This window comes from Pseudomonas sp. JL3 (genome assembly GCF_031570575.1).
Classification (GTDB): Bacteria; Pseudomonadota; Gammaproteobacteria; order Pseudomonadales; family Pseudomonadaceae; genus Aquipseudomonas; species Aquipseudomonas cucumis.
Map to the genome: position 1 here is coordinate 39,771 of NZ_JAKWJK010000017.1, position 19,692 is coordinate 59,462.

General features: G+C 58.5%; 15 protein-coding genes and 1 tRNA gene. 13 read left to right on the forward strand and 3 right to left on the reverse strand.

All coding sequences use genetic code 11. From position 1 onward, the window contains the following. The first annotated feature begins 86 nt into the window (after window positions 1–86). The 7 genes from apaG (at window position 87) to MMG91_RS23730 (ending at window position 8,251) form a co-directional block, all read left to right on the forward strand. On the forward strand, window positions 87–467 hold the full coding sequence (gene apaG, locus MMG91_RS23700) for a Co2+/Mg2+ efflux protein ApaG (RefSeq protein WP_310660891.1): 381 nt from the start codon (window positions 87–89) through the stop codon (window positions 465–467). Continuing rightward, a complete protein-coding gene (locus MMG91_RS23705) occupies window positions 467–1,348 on the forward strand; it encodes a symmetrical bis(5'-nucleosyl)-tetraphosphatase (RefSeq protein ID WP_310660892.1) in 882 nt (293 codons plus the stop codon). The genes apaG and MMG91_RS23705 overlap by 1 nt, the downstream gene beginning before the upstream one ends. Before the next feature lie 33 nt (window positions 1,349–1,381). Beyond that, window positions 1,382–1,711 carry a thiosulfate sulfurtransferase GlpE gene (glpE, locus tag MMG91_RS23710; RefSeq protein WP_305503509.1) on the forward strand — a complete coding sequence of 110 codons (330 nt, stop codon included), beginning with the start codon at window positions 1,382–1,384 and terminating at the stop codon, window positions 1,709–1,711. Window positions 1,712–2,007: 296 nt separating this feature from the next. Continuing rightward, entirely contained in the window at window positions 2,008–3,930 is a 1,923-nt protein-coding gene (locus MMG91_RS23715) for a PrkA family serine protein kinase (protein ID WP_105340959.1), read from the forward strand. 202 nt (window positions 3,931–4,132) lie between these two features. Beyond that, a complete protein-coding gene (locus tag MMG91_RS23720) occupies window positions 4,133–5,404 on the forward strand; it encodes a YeaH/YhbH family protein (RefSeq protein ID WP_305447138.1) in 1,272 nt (423 codons plus the stop codon). After that, the gene (locus MMG91_RS23725; protein WP_030130000.1) at window positions 5,401–6,963 is read left to right on the forward strand and encodes a SpoVR family protein; all 1,563 of its coding nucleotides are present in this window, start codon (window positions 5,401–5,403) and stop codon (window positions 6,961–6,963) included. Before MMG91_RS23720 ends, MMG91_RS23725 begins: the two co-directional genes overlap by 4 nt. A gap of 64 nt (window positions 6,964–7,027) precedes the next feature. After that, window positions 7,028–8,251: a multifunctional CCA addition/repair protein gene (locus MMG91_RS23730; protein WP_310660893.1), complete on the forward strand. Its 1,224-nt coding sequence runs from the start codon at window positions 7,028–7,030 to the stop codon at window positions 8,249–8,251. An 87-nt stretch (window positions 8,252–8,338) separates the two neighbouring features. Here MMG91_RS23730 and folK read toward each other — a convergent pair whose 3' ends face one another. Together folK and folB are read right to left on the reverse strand one after the other, a co-directional pair. Further along, window positions 8,339–8,857: a 2-amino-4-hydroxy-6-hydroxymethyldihydropteridine diphosphokinase gene (gene folK, locus MMG91_RS23735; RefSeq protein ID WP_310660894.1), complete on the reverse strand. Its 519-nt coding sequence runs from the start codon at window positions 8,855–8,857 to the stop codon at window positions 8,339–8,341. After that, window positions 8,848–9,201, reverse strand: a complete 354-nt coding sequence (gene folB, locus MMG91_RS23740; protein ID WP_052967152.1) for a dihydroneopterin aldolase — start codon at window positions 9,199–9,201, stop codon at window positions 8,848–8,850. Before folB ends, folK begins: the two co-directional genes overlap by 10 nt. Before the next feature lie 74 nt (window positions 9,202–9,275). Between folB and plsY the strand changes: the two genes are divergently transcribed. Beyond that, window positions 9,276–9,845 (forward strand): glycerol-3-phosphate 1-O-acyltransferase PlsY, encoded by a 570-nt coding sequence (gene plsY, locus MMG91_RS23745; protein ID WP_310660895.1) that lies wholly within the window; start codon window positions 9,276–9,278, stop codon window positions 9,843–9,845. A 23-nt stretch (window positions 9,846–9,868) separates the two neighbouring features. Here the strand turns inward: plsY and tsaD are convergent, their stop codons facing one another. Continuing rightward, window positions 9,869–10,894 (reverse strand): tRNA (adenosine(37)-N6)-threonylcarbamoyltransferase complex transferase subunit TsaD, encoded by a 1,026-nt coding sequence (tsaD, locus tag MMG91_RS23750; RefSeq protein WP_310660896.1) that lies wholly within the window; start codon window positions 10,892–10,894, stop codon window positions 9,869–9,871. A gap of 199 nt (window positions 10,895–11,093) precedes the next feature. On the opposite strand from tsaD, the gene rpsU reads away from it, so the two are divergent. The 5 genes from rpsU to MMG91_RS23775 all read left to right on the forward strand — a co-directional run bounded on the left by rpsU (window position 11,094) and on the right by MMG91_RS23775 (window position 19,642). Then, window positions 11,094–11,309, forward strand: coding sequence for a 30S ribosomal protein S21 (gene rpsU, locus MMG91_RS23755; RefSeq protein WP_002551877.1), 216 nt, complete (start codon window positions 11,094–11,096; stop codon window positions 11,307–11,309). Window positions 11,310–11,791: 482 nt separating this feature from the next. Next, a complete protein-coding gene (gene dnaG, locus MMG91_RS23760; RefSeq protein ID WP_305503515.1) occupies window positions 11,792–13,765 on the forward strand; it encodes a DNA primase in 1,974 nt (657 codons plus the stop codon). 67 nt (window positions 13,766–13,832) lie between these two features. Continuing rightward, window positions 13,833–15,680 carry an RNA polymerase sigma factor RpoD gene (gene rpoD / locus MMG91_RS23765; protein WP_007904230.1) on the forward strand — a complete coding sequence of 616 codons (1,848 nt, stop codon included), beginning with the start codon at window positions 13,833–13,835 and terminating at the stop codon, window positions 15,678–15,680. 123 nt (window positions 15,681–15,803) lie between these two features. Beyond that, window positions 15,804–19,550 carry an EAL domain-containing protein gene (locus tag MMG91_RS23770; RefSeq protein WP_310660897.1) on the forward strand — a complete coding sequence of 1,249 codons (3,747 nt, stop codon included), beginning with the start codon at window positions 15,804–15,806 and terminating at the stop codon, window positions 19,548–19,550. A gap of 15 nt (window positions 19,551–19,565) precedes the next feature. Further along, window positions 19,566–19,642: transfer RNA gene (locus MMG91_RS23775), tRNA-Ile, on the forward strand. Window positions 19,643–19,692: the final 50 nt, after the last annotated feature.

The following is a 19,692-nucleotide window of genomic DNA, read 5'->3' on the forward strand; positions in this document are numbered from 1 at the left end:
CACTCTGGTTTACTACCCGATACTTGGCCTAGACTGAGTTCTATCAGCTACGCCCCGCGTCCCGCTTCGTTTCTAAGGCCTTTTGCATGTCCGATCCTCGTTATCAGGTCGACGTCAGCGTCGTCACCCGCTATCTGGCAGAACAATCGCAACCCGAGCACAATCGCTTTGCCTTCGCCTACACCATCACCGTGCAAAACAATGGCCTGGTGCCCGCCAAACTGCTTTCACGGCACTGGGTGATCACCGACGGTGACGGGCATGTCGAGGAGGTTCGCGGTGCAGGCGTCGTCGGCCAGCAGCCGTTGATCGACGTGGGCAAGAGCCATACTTACAGCAGCGGCACCGTCATGACCTCCAAGGTCGGTACGATGCAAGGCACTTATGAAATGGTCGCCTCCGACGGCAAACACTTCGATGCCATCATCGCACCGTTCCGTCTGGCGGTACCCGGAGCTCTGCACTGATGGCGACGTATGCCGTAGGCGATTTGCAAGGTTGCCTTGAGCCACTGCAATGCCTGCTCAAGCAAGTCGCCTTCGACCCTGCCCGGGACCGTCTGTGGCTGGTGGGTGACCTCATCAACCGTGGCCCACAGTCGCTGGAAACCTTGCGCTTCCTCTATAGCATCCGTGAGTCGCTGGTGTGCGTACTCGGCAACCATGATCTGCACTTGCTGGCGGTCGGGCAAAATATCGAACGCCTGAAGAAGGCCGACACGCTGCGCGAGATTCTTGAAGCACCCGATAGCGCGGAGTTGCTTGAGTGGGTTCGCCAGCAGAAACTCATGCACTACGACGAACAGCGCGATATTGCCCTGGTCCATGCCGGCATTCCGCCTCAATGGTCGCTGCGCAAAGCCTTGAAGTGTGCCGCCGAAGTCGAAGAAGCCCTGCACGACGACAACCGCTTCGCGCCTTACCTCGACGGCATGTACGGCAACGAGCCGGTGAAATGGGACAACAACCTCAAAGGCGCAGCGCGCTTGCGAGTCATCACCAACTATTTCACCCGGATGCGCTTTTGCACCAGTGACGGCAAGCTTGATCTCAAGGGCAAGGAAGGCGTCGACACCGCACCGCCGGGTTATGCGCCGTGGTTCACCCACAAGGAGCGCAAGACCAAAGGCCTGAAGATCATCTTCGGTCACTGGGCGGCGCTGGAAGGCCAATGCAACGAGCCGGGTCTGTTTGCGCTCGACACCGGTTGCGTCTGGGGTGGCGCCATGACCTTGATGAACGTCGACACCGGCGAGCGCCTGCAATGCAAGTGCGACCCACATGGCAACATTCGGCCGCCAGTCGCAGCCTCTATTCCCGAACAAACGTCAGCCAGCGCCCCGCGCTAGACTGCGCTTTCAGCCGAGCCACAGGAGCCCGCCATGAGCGAATTCAAACGTATCCCCCCAGAACAGGCCCAGGCCCTGCGCGAACAAGGCGCGGTGGTGGTCGATGTCCGCGACCCGGCAACTTTTGCCGCGCTGCACATCGCCGGCTCGAAGCATCTGGACAATCATTCCCTGCATGCTTTCATTCAAGGCGCTGACCTCGACGCACCGACAGTAGTGGTCTGCTATCACGGTAATTCCAGCCAGGGCGCTGCCGCTTACCTGATCAGTCAGGGTTTCTCCGACGTCTACAGCATGGATGGCGGTTTTGAGCTGTGGCGTACGATCTATCCTTCGGAAACGGCGCAAGGCACTTCCGAATAATTTTTTTGTAATGCGCAAGCCCCGGCCCCCGCGGGCTCGCGCGATTGCAGACGAACGGTCTGCCATAACTAATTACGCATCTTGCCTTTACCTCCCGAATTCCCAACTATCCTTAAGCGCAGGCCATCCAAAACAGGGGAGAGCCGGTACACCGGCGCACGGGTCATCGGGAGTAGCTTTCGGAGCAGTCAGTTCCGGAAGAGTTCTGGGGGGTAAACAGCAACTGCCTGTTCGGTTGCTGCCAGCATCGACTGAGTGATCCGGCGTCGGCTCCACGTATCGAGCGAGGTGACGTCATGAGTATCTTTAGCCACTTCCAACAACGCTTCGAGTCCACACGCCAGGAAGAATTCTCCCTGCAGGAGTACCTGGAACTGTGCAAAAAGGACCGCAGCGCCTACGCCTCCGCGGCCGAGCGTCTCTTGCTGGCCATCGGCGAACCGGAGCTGCTCGACACCTCGACCAACTCGAGGCTGTCGCGAATCTTTTCCAACAAGGTGATCCGCCGCTATCCGGCCTTTGAGGACTTCCACGGGATGGAAGAATGCATCGACCAGATCGTGTCGTATTTCCGCCATGCCGCTCAGGGTCTGGAAGAAAAGAAACAGATCCTCTACCTGCTGGGCCCTGTCGGTGGCGGTAAGTCGTCCCTGGCCGAAAAGCTCAAACAACTGATCGAGAAAGTGCCCTTCTACGCAATCAAGGGCTCGCCGGTTTTCGAGTCGCCTCTGGGTCTGTTCAACGCCACCGAAGATGGCGCGATCCTCGAAGAAGACTTCGGCATTCCCCGGCGCTATCTCAATACCATCATGTCGCCATGGGCCACCAAGCGCCTGGCCGAATTCGGCGGCGACATCAGCCAGTTCCGCGTGGTGAAACTCTATCCATCGATCCTCAACCAGATTGCGGTCGCGAAAACCGAGCCGGGCGATGAAAACAACCAGGACATCTCGGCACTGGTGGGCAAGGTCGATATTCGCAAACTGGAAGAGTTCCCGCAGAACGACGCCGACGCCTACAGCTACTCGGGCGCGCTGTGCCGGGCCAACCAGGGCCTGATGGAGTTCGTCGAAATGTTCAAGGCACCGATCAAGGTGCTGCATCCATTGCTGACGGCCACCCAGGAAGGCAACTACAACAGTACCGAAGGTCTTGGGGCGATTCCGTTTACCGGGATCCTGCTGGCCCACTCCAACGAATCGGAATGGCACACCTTCCGGAACAACAAGAACAACGAAGCGTTCATCGACCGGATCTATATCGTCAAAGTGCCGTACTGCCTGCGCGTCAGCGACGAGGTGAAGATCTACGACAAGCTCCTGTTCAACAGCTCGCTGGCCAAGGCCCATTGCGCGCCCGACACCCTGAAAATGCTCGCGCAGTTCACCGTGCTCTCGCGCCTCAAGGAACCGGAAAACTCCAACATCTATTCCAAGATGCGCGTGTATGACGGCGAAAATCTCAAGGACACCGATCCGAAAGCCAAGTCGATCCAGGAGTACCGCGACGCAGCGGGCGTCGACGAAGGCATGAACGGTCTGTCGACCCGCTTCGCCTTCAAGATTCTGTCGAAGGTCTTCAACTTCGATCCGCACGAAATCGCCGCCAACCCGGTGCATCTGCTCTACGTGCTGGAACAGCAGATCGAACAGGAACAGTTCCAGGCCGAGACCCGCGAACGCTATCTGCGCTTCCTGAAAGAGTACCTTGCACCGCGTTATATCGAATTCATCGGCAAGGAGATCCAGACTGCCTACCTCGAGTCTTACAGCGAGTACGGCCAGAACATCTTCGATCGCTACGTGCTGTACGCCGACTTCTGGATTCAGGATCAGGAATACCGCGATCCGGAAACCGGCGAGATCCTCAACCGCGTAGCCTTGAACGAAGAACTGGAGAAAATCGAAAAACCGGCCGGCATCAGCAATCCGAAGGATTTCCGCAACGAAATCGTCAACTTCGTACTGCGCGCCCGAGCCAACAACAACGGCAAGAACCCAACCTGGCTCAGCTACGAAAAACTGCGGGTGGTCATCGAGAAGAAAATGTTCTCCAACACCGAGGACTTGCTGCCGGTCATCAGCTTCAATGCCAAGGCCAGCAAAGAGGACCAGCAGAAGCACAACGACTTCGTCACACGGATGGTCGAGCGGGGCTACACCGACAAACAGGTACGACTGCTCTCCGAGTGGTACCTGCGGGTCAGAAAATCACAGTAACCCGCTGCCGGTCAGACCGGTTGTCGTTAGCCCGAGGCCTGTTTACTCTTTTTCTGTTACACAGGCCTCTGGAGGTGTCCGAAATGCGGTAGCGAGGTTCAGGCAGCATCAAAGCACTTGGGGGGAGCGTGTACACTCTCCGGCACTGGCCTTATGCTGCGTTAACGCTCGCCCCTTTCAGGACAGCTTCTAAGGAGCAGTCATGAGCTATGTGATCGACCGACGTCTCAATGGCAAGAACAAGAGCACGGTAAACCGCCAGCGGTTTCTGCGGCGCTACCGTGATCACATCAAAAAGGCTGTCGAAGAGGCGGTCAGCCGGCGCTCCATTACCGATATGGAACACGGCGAGCAGATCAGCATTCCCGGCCGCGACATCGACGAACCGGTGCTTCACCACGGTCGTGGCGGCAAGCAAACCATCGTGCACCCCGGCAATAAGGAATTCACCAGCGGCGAACACATTGCCCGTCCGCCCGGCGGTGGCGGCGGCAGAGGCCCCGGCAGGGCGGGTAACACGGGTGAAGGGATGGACGAGTTCGTCTTCCAGATTACCCAGGAGGAATTCCTTGAATTCATGTTCGAGGACCTTGAGCTGCCTAACCTGGTCAAACGCCACCTGACCGGCACCGACACCTTCAAGACCGTACGCGCGGGCATCAGCAATGAGGGCAACCCGTCACGGATCAACATTATCCGCACATTGCGTTCGGCCCATGCCCGGCGTATTGCGTTGTCCGGCAGCAGCCGGGCGAAATTGCGCGAAGCCAAAGAGGAACTGCTACGGCTTAAACGTGAAGAACCGGATAATTTCGGCGATATTCAGGACCTCGAAGCAGAAATCGAGAAACTCAGCGCACGCATTCACCGAGTGCCGTTTCTCGATACCTTCGACCTCAAGTACAACCTGCTGATCAAGCAGCCGAACCCCAGCTCCAAAGCAGTGATGTTTTGCCTGATGGACGTGTCCGGCTCCATGACCCAGGCGACCAAGGACATCGCCAAACGCTTCTTCATCCTGCTGTACCTGTTCCTCAAGCGGAACTACGACAAAATCGACGTCGTGTTCATTCGCCACCACACCAGCGCCCGTGAAGTGGATGAGGAGGAGTTTTTCTACTCCCGGGAAACCGGCGGTACCATCGTCTCCAGCGCCCTGAAACTCATGCAGGAGATCATGGCCGAGCGTTATCCGAGCAACGAATGGAATATCTATGCCGCCCAGGCGTCCGACGGCGACAACTGGAACGACGACTCGCCGATCTGCCGCGACATCCTGATCAATCAGATCATGCCGTTCGTGCAGTACTACACTTATGTGGAGATTACCCCGCGCGAACACCAGGCCCTGTGGTTCGAATATGAACGCATCGCCGAAGCCTTCTCTGACACTTTTGCCCAGCAGCAACTGGTCTCGGCCGGGGATATCTATCCGGTCTTTCGTGAACTCTTCCAGCGCAGGTTAGTGACATGACCGCCAAAGAGCAGAAGCGCCAACCCATTTCCACCGGCTCCGAATGGACATTCGAGCTGATCCAGGCCTACGACCGCGAAATCAGTCGTCTCGCGGCCCGTTACGCGCTGGATACGTACCCCAACCAGATTGAAGTGATCACCGCCGAGCAGATGATGGACGCCTATGCCTCTGTCGGCATGCCGTTGGGTTATCACCATTGGTCCTATGGCAAACACTTCCTCAGCACCGAGAAATCCTACAGTCGCGGCCAGATGGGTCTGGCCTACGAGATTGTGATCAACTCGGACCCCTGCATTGCCTATCTGATGGAAGAAAACACCATCTGCATGCAGGCTCTGGTGGTGGCTCACGCCTGCTATGGTCATAACAGTTTCTTCAAAGGCAACTATCTGTTCCGCACCTGGACCGACGCCAGCTCGATCATCGATTACCTGGTGTTCGCCAAGCAGTACATCATGCAGTGCGAAGAACGCCACGGCATCGACGCGGTAGAAGACTTGCTCGACTCCTGCCATGCGCTGATGAACTACGGCGTCGACCGCTACAAACGCCCTTATCCGATTTCTGCCGAAGAAGAACGCCGTCGGCAGAAAGATCGGGAGGAGCATCTGCAGAAGCAGATCAACGATTTGTGGCGGACCATTCCAAAAGGTGCGGACAAGTACAGCGACAAGGACAACGCACGCTTCCCCGCCGAACCTCAGGAAAATATCCTGTACTTCATCGAAAAGCACGCCCCGTTGCTGGAGCCTTGGCAGCGCGAAATCGTGCGGATCGTGCGCAAGATCGCTCAGTATTTTTATCCACAGCGCCAGACCCAGGTGATGAACGAAGGCTGGGCCACGTTCTGGCACTACACCTTGATGAACGACTTGTATGACGAAGGCCTGGTCACCGAAGGCTTCATGATGGAATTCCTGACTTCCCATACCAGCGTGGTCTTTCAACCCGGCTTTGACAGCCCCTACTACAACGGCATCAACCCCTACACCCTGGGCTTTGCCATGTATCGCGATATCCGCCGGATATGCGAACACCCCACCGAAGAGGACTATCGCTGGTTTCCGGAAATCGCCGGTACCGACTGGCTGTCCAGCATCAAATTCGCCATGAGCAGCTTCAAGGACGAGAGTTTCATCCTGCAGTACCTGTCCCCCAAGGTGATCCGCGACCTCAAGCTGTTCAGCATCCTCGATGACGATCAGAAGGACGATCTGCTGGTTCCGGCGATACACGACGAAGAGGGCTATCGAACCATTCGTGAAACCCTGGCGGCGCAATACAACCTGGGCAATCGCGAACCCAACATACAGATCTACAGCATCGACCGGCGTGGTGACCGCTCCCTGACCTTGCGTCACCAGCAACACGACCGCAAACCGCTGGGCGATTCCACTGATGAAGTGCTCAAGCACCTGCACCGCCTCTGGGGCTTCGATATTCATCTGGAAACCCTGCAAGGGGATCAGGTGATGAAAACCCACCATGTTCCGCCCAGAAGCGAGCATGGCGAGGGGGACTACGGCCGGCTCGACCTGGCAGTCATTCATCTTTGATCCTGTTTTTCTGCCTCCGGAAGTTCGACGCAAAGGTTATTCTGTCGGGCTAACGGAGGTTTTTATGCAGATTTATAAAGTCGGCGGTGCAGTACGCGATCGCCTGCTGGGCAAGCCTGTCACCGATATCGACTGGGTCGTTGTAGGCGCCACCACCGAAGAAATGCTCGCCAAGGGCTATCGTCCCGTGGGCGCGGACTTCCCGGTGTTTCTTCACCCCAAAAGCGGCGAGGAATATGCCCTTGCCCGCACCGAACGCAAAAACGGGCGCGGTTACGGTGGCTTCATCTTTCACGCCAGCCCCGACGTCACCCTCGAAGAAGATCTGATTCGTCGCGACCTGACGATCAACGCCATGGCCGAAGACGATCAGCAGAACCTGACCGACCCCTACCATGGCCAACAGGATCTCGAGGCTCGCCTGCTTCGTCACGTTTCGCCCGCGTTCGCCGAAGATCCACTCCGGGTTCTGCGCGTTGCCCGCTTTGCCGCGCGTTATGCGGAACTGGGTTTCACCGTCGCCCCCGAGACATTGAAGCTGATGCATCAACTCAGCGAATCCGGTGAACTGGAGGCATTGACTCCCGAACGCAGCTGGAAAGAAATCGCTCGCGCGCTGATGGAAGAACAACCCCAAGTATTCATCGAGGTGCTGCGCGAGTGCGGCGCGCTCAAGGTACTGATGCCGGAAGTCGACGCGCTGTTCGGTGTACCGCAACCCGAAGCCCATCACCCGGAAATCGACACGGGCGTGCATACCCTGAGCGTGTTGGAGCAAGCGGCGCGGCACAAACAACCGCTGACTGTACGCTGGGCCTGCCTGCTGCATGACCTGGGCAAAGGCTTGACGCCCGAGAAAGAATGGCCCCGCCACATTGCCCACGAGCACAAAGGCCTGAAGCTGATCAAAGCGGTCAACGAGCGCTTCAAGGCACCGAAGGACTGTCAGGAACTGGCGCTACTGGTGGGTAAGTATCACACCCATGGCCATCGTGCGCTGGAGCTGAAGCCGTCGACCTTGCTGGAGTTGCTGCAGAGTTTCGACGTCTATCGTCGACCTCAGCGCTTTGAGGAGTTTATTGCGGCGTGTGAAATGGACGCTCGGGGGCGTAAAGGCCTGGAGCAGAGAAGTTATCCACAGGCGGATTATTTACGTGGCGCGGCAACTGCGGCGCGAAGTATTGCCGTTCAGCCGTTGCTGGAGAAGGGATTCAAGGGACCGGAGTTGGGCGAGGCGATCAAGGGCGAGCGGCTCAAGGCGCTGAAGGCTTACAAAGATCAAGCATAAGCCAGGATCAAAGATCGCAGCCTTCGGCAGCTCCTACAACGAAATGGTGAACCCTGTAGGAGCTGCCGAAGGCTGCGATCTTTTGCTTTACAGCATATCGGAGGGGGTCAGCTGCTCACCGCGCCACTCAAAAGCAACCGGCGCCAGCACTTGATCGATCTGCGCTTCATCCCACAAAGTCGCAAAGCTCTTGCCTACGCCCGGATGCACACGGTCCGGCGCAATCAGTGACAACGGCCACAGCACGAAAGCATTTTTCAGAATTTCTGCCCTCGGCAAGACCAAGCCATCGAAGTTGCCCACCAGGTCACCGAATAGCAGCACGTCGATATCCAAAGGCAAGCCCTTGCGGTCCGGCGCGTAACGGCCGTTATCCGCCTCGATGAATTTCAACCGTCGATCCAGCTCCATCAGCGGCAGATCGGTGAAGGCCGAGACCACAAAGTTGAAAAATGGCCCGCTCTTGATCCCCACCGGCTGGCTTTCGAATACGGCCGAGCAGCGCATATCCACCAGGAAACCCGCGAGGGCGTCCAGGCCTGCCTGCAAATGGGCTTCGCGCTCGATATTGCTACCGAGCCCGAGATACACCTGAGTCAGCGACATCCGCGCTCAATCTCCACGCCCACGCCTGTGGCGGCCGGGACAGCCCCCGGCTTGGTCAGCTTGAGGTGCATCCAGGTGATCTTGAATTCGCTCATCAGCACTTGTGCCAGACGCTCGGCAAAGGTCTCCACCAGCTGGAACTGCGCCTGCTCGGCGAACGCCTGGATGCGCGACGAAACGCTCGCATAGTCGAGCGCCAGGGTCAGGTCATCACCGGCGGCGGCCGGACGATTGTCCCAGGCAAAGCTCAGATCAAGTCGCAGACACTGTCGGATGCCTCGTTCCCAGTCGTAGGCACCGATCACAGTGTCGACTTCCAGGCCCTCGATAAACACTCTGTCCAAGCACTTCTCTCCACTGCACGACAAGGGCGCAATGCGCCGTTAGAATCAGGGCGTCCTCGCCCGGAATAGTTAGCATGTTTTGGTCACTGGCGATTTTCGCCTACCTGCTTGGCTCTCTGTCCTTCGCCATTTTGCTCAGCCGCCTGACCGGTACCCCCGATCCGCGAATGAGTGGCTCGGGCAATGCCGGCGCCACCAATATGTTTCGTCTGGCCGGCAAAAAACTGGCCATCCTGACCTTGCTTGGCGACCTGAACAAAGGCCTGCTACCCGTATTGATCGCGGGCGCTGCAGGTCTTTCACTGCAGGAGCAGACCTGGATCGGCGTCTGCGCTGTCATCGGTCACCTGTTTCCACTGTACTTCCGCTTTCGCGGTGGCAAGGGTGTCGCCACCGCGGCCGGCATGTTGCTGGGGCTCTACCCGCCCGCCGCACTGCTGGCGGTCTGCGCCTGGCTGCTGACGTTCTACCTGACCCGCACCAGCTCACTCGCCGCCCTGATTGCCACACCTCTGACCCTGCCACTGCTTGCCTGGCAAGAACCGGCGGTATTGCTGCCCATGAGCGCGCTCACGGGCCTGATCGTCTGGCGTCATCGCGGCAATCTACGCGACCTGTTTGCCGGGCGCGAACGGCATTTTTAAATACCGCACGTGAGCGCCGCTCATCACAACGCCGACAGTTGCTCCATCGGCCAGCGCGCCTGCACGCTAATCGCCAGGCTTTCCTGCTGGCCGGCCTGCAAGCGCTGGCAGCCGGCAAACGCAATCATCGCGCCATTATCCGTGCAGAACTCCGGGCGGGCATAAAACACATCGCCCTTCATGTCGCCGAGCATTTTCTCCAGTGACGTCCGCAGCGCCTTGTTGGCGCTGACGCCCCCTGCGATGACCAGGCGCTTGAGACCCGCCTGTTTCAGGGCACGCTTGCACTTGATGGTCAAAGTCTCCACCACGGCCTGCTGGAACGCCAGCGAGATGTCGCAACGGGCTTGCTCGCTGTCGTCCCCGGCGTTGACGCTCTGCTGCCAGGTGTTCAGAGCAAAGGTTTTCAGGCCGCTGAAGCTGAAAGCCAAGCCTGGACGATCACACATCGGACGCGGAAAAGTGAAACGTCCCGCAACGCCCCGCTCCGCCAGACGCGCGATCTCCGGACCACCCGGATAATTGAGGCCCATCATCTTCGCGGTCTTGTCGAATGCTTCGCCGGCAGCATCGTCGAGGGTCTCGCCCAAGAGCGTGTATTGGCCGATCCCGTCGACCTGAACCAGCTGCGTATGACCACCCGACACCAACAAAGCGACGAACGGGAACTCCGGAGGTTGCGACTCCAGCATCGGCGCCAGCAAGTGACCTTCCATGTGGTGCACGCCCAAGGCCGGAATACCCCAGGCAAAGGCCAGCGCCTGGGCACAGGAAGCTCCCACCAGCAAGGCTCCGACCAGGCCAGGGCCCGCGGTATAAGCGATGGCGTCGATCTCGGTTGGCACACAGTCGGCCTCGGCCAGGACCTGACGTATCAAGGGCAGCATGCGCTTGACGTGATCACGCGACGCCAGCTCCGGCACCACGCCACCATAGGCACGATGCAGATCGATCTGACTGAACAGCGCGTCGGCCAACAGCCCGCGTTCACTGTCGTAAAGTGCGACACCGGTTTCGTCGCAAGAGGTTTCTAATCCCAGTACTAGCATGGGTTTGCGCCTTGTAGAGGCTGAATTCGAAGGCGCGCATAATAGTCGTCGCGTGATGCCCCGACCAGCGGTTTTCGATCAGAGGCTTTGCATTCCGAGCGATGAGGGGTTAACATCCGCAACCCTTAAAAACCGACGTCTTCAAGTGCTCTTTTGCCGCGAGGATGTTGACCCCGGTAATGAATGAAGGTAGCTCTGGATGCCAGCCGTCAAAGTAAAAGAGAACGAACCCTTCGACGTAGCTCTGCGTCGTTTCAAGCGCTCCTGCGAAAAAGCCGGTGTACTGGCTGAAGTTCGTAGCCGCGAATTTTACGAGAAGCCAACTTCTGAGCGTAAGCGTAAAGCAGCAGCCGCTGTTAAGCGTCACGCCAAGAAAGTTCAGCGCGAACAGCGCCGCGCCGTTCGCCTGTACTAATACACAGACGATCGTAGCAAGCTTCTGCCAAGCCCGGCCCTCAGCCGGGCTAATGGCATTTGCGGACAACGCTTGATGCTTCACCGTCAAAGCCGCAGACGCGACCGAGACAAACCTGCTTCACAGCGTCAGACCTGGCTCTTCTGCCAGCGGTGCACGTCTTTTCTGACGAGCCTTCCAAGGCTACTGACGAGCACACCCACTGATTCCTCTCACGACGATCAGCCCAAGGCACCTTCTTGCGTGCCCGCTTATGAGCTATCCGAGGCCAATGACTGGCCGTCGCCGGATTCAGCGAAACACTTTCAAATAGTCGAATACTGATTGGTACTAACGTCAGTGGATTTTCGGCAGATACACTTCCCGACAGCGATTACGCAGACGACACCGGTCGAGCCGCACACCCTGCGCGCCTCAAACAACGACCTGCGTTTGGCCGCTCTTCGTTTTGGGTCCATTTCAGCGCAGATGACGAGAACGCCATGGCCGGGCTAATTCCCCAGAGCTTCATTGACGACCTTCTGAACCGCACCGACATCGTCGACGTGGTCAGCTCGCGCCTGCAAATGAAAAAAGCCGGCAAGAACTACACTGCCTGCTGCCCGTTTCACAAAGAGAAAACCCCCTCCTTCAGCGTCAGCCCCGACAAACAGTTCTATTACTGCTTCGGCTGTGGCGCTGGCGGTAACGCCCTCGGCTTCATGATGGACCACGACAATCTGGACTTCGTCCAGGCTGTTGAAGAACTGGCCAAAGCCGCCGGCATGGAAATCCCCCGCGAAGAAAGCGGTCGGCCGCATAAACCGCGCCAGCCTACTGATTCGCCGCTGTATCCGCTGCTCACCGCCGCCGCCGACTTTTATCGTCAGGCCCTGAAAAGCCATCCATCGCGCAAAGCCGCCGTGGATTACCTGAAAGGTCGTGGACTAACGGGAGAAATAGCCCGGGACTTCGGCCTCGGTTTTGCCCCACCCGGTTGGGACAATCTGTACAAGCACTTGAGCAGCGATACCCTTCAGCAAAGGGCCATGATCGATGCCGGCCTGCTGATCGAGAATGCCGAAACCGGCAAGCGCTACGACCGCTTCCGCGATCGCGTGATGTTCCCGATCCGCGACAGTCGCGGGCGCATCATCGCCTTCGGCGGCCGGGTCCTGGGCGATGACAAGCCGAAATACCTGAACTCACCGGAAACTCCGGTTTTCCATAAAGGCCAGGAACTCTACGGCCTTTATGAAGCACGCAAGAACAATCGCAACCTCGACGAAATCATCGTCGTCGAAGGCTACATGGACGTCATCGCCCTCGCCCAGCAAGGCCTGCGCAACGCCGTCGCAACCTTGGGCACCGCCACCAGCGAAGAGCACATGAAGCGACTGTTTCGCGTCGTGCCCAGCGTGCTGTTCTGCTTTGATGGCGACCAGGCGGGCCGAAATGCCGCCTGGCGGGCGCTGGAGGCAACCCTGCCATGCCTGCAGGACGGGCGCCGGGCGCGCTTTCTGTTCCTGCCCGAAGGCGAGGACCCGGACACCCTGGTCCGCTCCGAGGGCACTGACGCCTTCCGCGCGCGAATCAATCAGCACGCCCAGCCATTGGCCGATTACTTTTTTCAACAGTTGACCGAGGAATCGGACCCGCGCTCCCTCGAAGGCAAGGCCCACATGGCCACCCTCGCCGCACCGCTGATCGACAAAGTCCCGGGCGCCAACCTGCGTATCTTGATGCGCCAGCGCCTGAGCGAAATTACCGGGCTTAGCGGTGAAGCCGTGAGCCAACTCGTACAAAGCACGCCCCAGCCTCAGGAAGCGCCACCCGCTTACGATCCGGGCATCGATTACGACGCCATGCCGGATTACAGCGACTACCATCAGCCGCAGGCACAGGAGATGTACGCGCCGCAGCAAGAATGGACGCCGAAGAAGCCTGGCGCAGGCGGCAAGAAATGGGACAAGAAACCGTGGGACAAGAATGGCAAACGGGGCGGTGATCGCGATCAACCGCGCGCGCCACGGATTCCGGCCGCTGTAGAGCCGCCCACCCTGGCCGCCTTGCGCACGTTGTTACATCACCCGCAACTGGCTGAAAAAGTCGAGGATGCCGGGCACTTCGCTGCCGAGGACCATACCAACACGCAACTGTTGGTCGCCCTGCTCGAAGCCGTACAGAAGAATCCCAAGCTAAACTCATTTCAACTGATTGCGCGCTGGCACGGCACCGAACAAGGCCGATTGCTCAAGGCGCTGGCAGAAAAGGAATGGCTGATTGATGGAGATAACCTTGAACAACAGTTTTTCGACACCATTACTAGCTTGTCAGCCCGCCAACGCGAGCGAAACCTGGAACAACTTCTTCGAAAAGCACGTCAAAGTGAATTGAGTACCGAAGAGAAAAATCAACTGCGCGACCTTTTAAGTCGCAATGTTTCCGCATCAAGCCCGACCTCAACTGGCGCGTGAGGTCATAGCTCAGGTATAATCCTCGGCTTGTTTTTTGCCCGCCAAGACCTTCAGTGGATAGGGTGTTATGTCCGGAAAAGCGCAACAGCAGTCTCGTATCAAAGAGTTGATCACACTTGGTCGTGAGCAGGGCTACCTGACTTACGCGGAGGTCAACGACCACCTGCCGGAGGATATTTCAGATCCGGAACAGGTGGAAGACATCATCCGCATGATTAATGACATGGGGATCAACGTATTCGAGGTTGCGCCAGATAAGGATTCCCTTATGCTGGCCGACGCCGATACCGACGAAGCCGCGGCCGAAGAGGCAGCAGCAGCGTTGGCAGCGGTCGAGACCGACATTGGTCGCACCACCGACCCAGTGCGCATGTACATGCGTGAAATGGGTACGGTAGAGCTCCTCACACGTGAAGGCGAAATCGAAATCGCCAAGCGTATTGAAGAGGGCATCCGCGAAGTGATGGGCGCAATCGCGCACTTCCCTGGCACGGTTGACCATATTCTCTCCGAGTACACTCGCGTCACCACCGAAGGTGGCCGCCTGTCCGACGTCCTGAGCGGTTATATCGACCCGGACGACGGCATTGCGCCGCCTGCAGCCGAAGTGCCACCGCCTGTCGACCCGAAAGCCGTGAAAGCGGACGACGACACCGACGACGATGACGCCGAAGCGAGCGATGACGAAGAAGAAGCCGAAAGCGGTCCGGATCCGGTCATCGCCGCACAGCGCTTTGGCGCCGTCGCCGATCAGATGGAAATCACCCGCAAGGCCCTGAAAAAGCACGGTCGTGGCAACAAGCTGGCAATCGCCGAGCTGATCGCCCTGGCTGAGCTGTTCATGCCGATCAAACTGGTGCCGAAGCAATTCGAAGGCCTGGTCGAGCGTGTTCGCAGTGCCCTGGATCGTCTGCGTCAGCAAGAGCGCGCGATCATGCAACTGTGCGTTCGTGATGCCCGTATGCCGCGTGCCGACTTCCTGCGCCAGTTCCCGGGCAACGAAGTCGACGAAAGCTGGACCGATGCACTGGCCAAAGGCAAAAGCAAATACGCTGAAGCCATTGGTCGCCTGCAACCGGACATCATTCGTTGCCAGCAAAAGCTGACTGCGCTGGAAACCGAAACCGGTTTGACGATCGCAGAGATCAAGGACATCAACCGTCGCATGTCGATCGGCGAGGCCAAGGCCCGCCGCGCGAAGAAAGAGATGGTCGAAGCGAACTTGCGTCTGGTGATCTCCATCGCCAAGAAGTACACCAACCGCGGTCTGCAGTTCCTCGATCTGATCCAGGAAGGCAACATCGGTCTGATGAAAGCGGTAGACAAGTTCGAATACCGCCGTGGCTACAAATTCTCGACTTATGCCACCTGGTGGATCCGTCAGGCGATCACTCGCTCGATCGCCGACCAGGCCCGCACCATCCGTATTCCGGTGCACATGATCGAGACGATCAACAAGCTCAACCGTATTTCCCGGCAGATGCTGCAGGAAATGGGTCGCGAACCGACCCCGGAAGAGCTGGGCGAACGCATGGAAATGCCTGAGGACAAGATCCGCAAGGTATTGAAGATCGCTAAAGAGCCGATCTCCATGGAAACCCCGATCGGTGATGACGAAGATTCTCATCTGGGTGACTTCATCGAAGACTCGACCATGCAGTCGCCAATCGATGTCGCCACTGTTGAGAGCCTTAAAGAAGCGACTCGCGAAGTCCTTTCCGGCCTCACTGCCCGTGAAGCCAAGGTTCTGCGCATGCGCTTCGGTATCGACATGAATACCGACCACACCCTCGAGGAGGTTGGTAAACAGTTCGACGTGACCCGTGAACGGATTCGTCAGATCGAAGCCAAGGCGCTGCGCAAGCTGCGCCACCCGACGAGAAGCGAGCATTTGCGCTCCTTCCTCGACGAGTGATCCACAGAACCCCCGGCCCAGGCCGGGGGTTTTGCTTTATGCAGATTAAATGCCCCGTACATCCCCCCCGCCGCATAGCCCGTCTACACTCGAAACATTCCCCCAAGCCATAACGAGACCGTTATGCCCAGATGGCCGACCGTGCTTTTTTTGCTGTCGCTGATGACCTGGACCGCAACGGCTGGCGCGTTGACTCTTACCGACGAAGAACGTAGCTGGCTAACGGCTCACCCGGAATTGCGCCTGGGCGTGGACGCGTCCTGGCCGCCGTTTGAGTTTCGTGACGAACATGGGCGTTATCAGGGCCTGGCAGCGGACTACATCAACGTCATCCGTCAACGGCTGGCCATCAAACTCACGCCCATCGAGCCGGTCAGCTGGACTGAAGTCTTGCAGCAGGCCAAACAAGGCAAGCTAGACATCTTGCCGGGCATCATGTCGACTCCCGAGCGTCAGACGTATCTATCATTCACCCGGCCCTATCTCGACTTTCCGATAGTCATTCTGGCTCACGTCGGAGGCGCCCAACCGCGCAAACTCGAAGACCTGTATGGGCTGAAGATCGCCGTAGTGGAAAACTACGCCCCCCATGAACTACTGCGCACTCACCATCCCGACCTGAATCTGGTGGCGATGCCTAACGTCAGCTCGGCCCTGCAGGCGCTCGCCACCGACGCCGTAGACGCCGTAGTGGGCGATCTCGCCTCCAGTGTCTGGAGCCTGCGCCAGCTCAAGCTCGACGGGCTCTACGTCAGCGGTGAAACACCCTATCGCTACCAATTGGCGATGGCCGTGTCCCCGAACAACAAGGTACTGGTCAGCATCCTGGACAAAGTCCTGGCAGACATGACCCCGAGTGAAATCAGTGCCATCCAGGAACACTGGGTCGGTAACGTCCTGGACCATCGGACCTTCTGGTTCGACGTGCTGATTTATGGCTTGCCAGGATTACTGTTTCTGATAATCGTGCTGGCAGTGGTTATTCGGATCAATCGCCGACTCAGTTCGGAAATTGCCCGTCGGGTCGCTCTGGAACAGGAGCTGCGCAGCAGCGAATACCATTACCGCGGGCTGGTGGAGAGTCTTTCGGCCATCGCCTGGGAAGCACGGATCAGCGATTACACCTACAGTTACGTGTCACCTCACGCTCAGGACCTCCTCGGTTATCCCCTGTCCCACTGGCTGATTCCGGGCTTCTGGCGCAACATCATCCACCCCGCGGATCTGACCCGGGCCCAGACCTTCTGCGACCGTGAAGTCGCGGCCGGGCGCGATCACAGCGTCGATTACCGGGTCATCACCGCTGACGGTCGCTGCCTATGGGTCCGCGATATCGTCAGCCTGATCGAGCACGCCCATGAACCAGTACTGCGCGGGCTGATGATCGACATCAGCGAAGCCAAGCGCACCGAAGAAGCGTTACGCCTGTCGGAACAGAAGTTCGCGTCAGTGTTCCAGCAATGCCCGGACATTCTGGTGATCGCGCGGCTTTCCGACGGTTGTCTACTGGAGGTCAACGAAGCGTTCGAAGAACAGATCGGCCTCAAGGCCGTAGACGTCATAGGCCAGACCGCAACCGACCTGAACATCTGGGGCGTACCCGGCGTGGGGCCGGGTTTGTTGCAACGCTTGCAGGCCGGCAGCATTCGCAACCTGGAGATGCCCTTTCGCCGCAGCAATGGCCAGGTGTTTACCGGCCTGATTTCCGCCGAGCCTTTCGATCTCGATACCACCCCGGCCCTGGTGGTCGTCGTGCGGGACATCAGTCAGCTCAAGGAAACCCAGCAACAACTGCAAACCTCCGAAGAAAAATTCGCCAAAGCCTTTCATGCTTCTCCCGACGGCTTGCTCCTGTCCCGGCAAAGTGACGGCTTGCTGTTGGAGGTTAACGAAGGTTTCAGCCGCATTACCGGTTTCAATAGCGCAATGTCCGTGGATCGTTCGGCCCTGGACCTGGGGATCTGGGTCAATCTCAACGAGCGCAAACAGATGCTCGAGCTGTTGCACCGGGATGGTTTCGTCCGCGACTTCAGTTGCCATATTCGCCGCAAAGACGGGCAGATCCGGCTCTGTGAGGTTTCAAGCCGGCCGTTGCCCATCGGCGATGAGGACTGCATGCTGACCATCGCCCGGGACATTACCGAGCGGCATCTGATGCAGGAGAAACTGCAGCAGGCCGCCACGGTGTTCGAGAGCACTGCCGAGGGTGTATTGATCACCGACACCCAACAGCACATCAGCGCGGTCAATCGGGCGTTCACCGAAATCACCGGCTACAGCGAGAGCGAAGCTCTGGGCCATACCCCTCGCCTGCTCGCCTCAGGCCTGCACGACAGCGCATTTTATGCGGCGATGTGGCATCAGTTGACCGCCGACGGTCATTGGCAAGGCGAGATTTCCAACCGGCGCAAGAATGGCGAGCTCTACCCGAGTTGGCTGACCATCAGCGCAGTGCGCAACCGGGATAAATTCATCACCCACTTTGTTGCAGTGTTCGCGGACATTTCCAGCCTCAAGCACGCGCAAGCCAAACTCGACTACCAGGCGCACCACGACCCGCTGACCGGCCTGCCAAACCGCACACTGTTCGAAAGCCGCCTGCTGACTGCACTGAACAACCAACAGGAAAACGGTGGCCAGGGCGCCGTGCTGTTCCTCGACCTGGACCGTTTCAAACACATCAACGACAGCCTCGGTCACCCGGTTGGCGACCTGTTGCTCAAAGGCATCGCCGTGCGCCTCAAGGAGCAACTGCGCGATATCGATACCGTGGCGCGGCTCGGTGGCGACGAATTCATCATCCTGCTTCCCGGCCTGCAACAGTCCAGCGATGCCGACAACATTGCCACCAAGCTGCTCAATTGTTTCTCCGCTCCTTTCCAGGCCGGCGAGCACGAGTTTTTCATCAGCGCCAGCATCGGCACCAGTCTGTATCCCCGGGACGGCTGCGACGTCGCCACGCTGGTCAAGAACGCCGATGCCGCGATGTATCGCTCCAAGGCCAAGGGCCGTAACCGGGTTGAAAGCTACACCCGCGACCTCACTGCACAGGCCAGCGAACGCGTGGCACTGGAACATGAACTGCGGCGTGCCATCGAGCGCAATGAGCTGTTTTTGTACTACCAGGCCAAAATCAGTCTGGACGATCATCGAGTGGTCGGCGCCGAAGCGCTGATTCGCTGGCATCACCCCACCTTCGGCGATGTACCTCCCGAGCACTTCATTCCCTTGGCCGAAGAAAACGGCATGATCCTGCAAATCGGCGATTGGGTACTTGAGACCGCCTGCCGACAGATGTACGAGTGGAATCAGGTCTATGAGTGCCTGGGCCCACTCTCAGTCAACCTCGCAGGCGCGCAACTGCGCCAGCCGAACCTGCTCGGCCGGATCGAACAACTGCTCAAGGACAACCACCTCAAACCCGGCTTCCTGCAACTGGAAATCACTGAAAACTTCATCATGAGCCAAGCCGAAGAAGCGCTGGCGGTGCTGCACCAACTCAAACGCCTGGGCGTGCAACTGGCGATCGACGATTTCGGCACTGGCTATTCGTCCCTGAGCTACCTCAAACGCCTGCCGCTGGACATCCTCAAGATCGACCAATCCTTCGTCCGCGGCCTGCCGGACGACCCGCATGACGCGGCGATTGTTCGCGCGATCATCGCCCTGGGCCGCAGCATGCAGTTCACCGTCATCGCCGAGGGCGTCGAAACCCAGGCACAGCAGCAATTCCTGGCTGCGGAGGGCTGTGAACAGATCCAGGGTTACATCGTCAGCCTGCCGCTTCCCCCCGACGAATTCGCCGCGACGTTTCTTCGTACAGCCGTATTGGATTTTTCGGATAGCACAGCCGAGAAACCATCGCTATAATCCGCGGCCTACTGAGGGCCTATAGCTCAGTTGGTTAGAGCAGAGGACTCATAATCCTTTGGTCCACGGTTCAAGTCCGTGTGGGCCCACCAACTCCAAAGCCGCGCATTGCGCGGCTTTCGCGTTTCTGGCTGGTCCACCA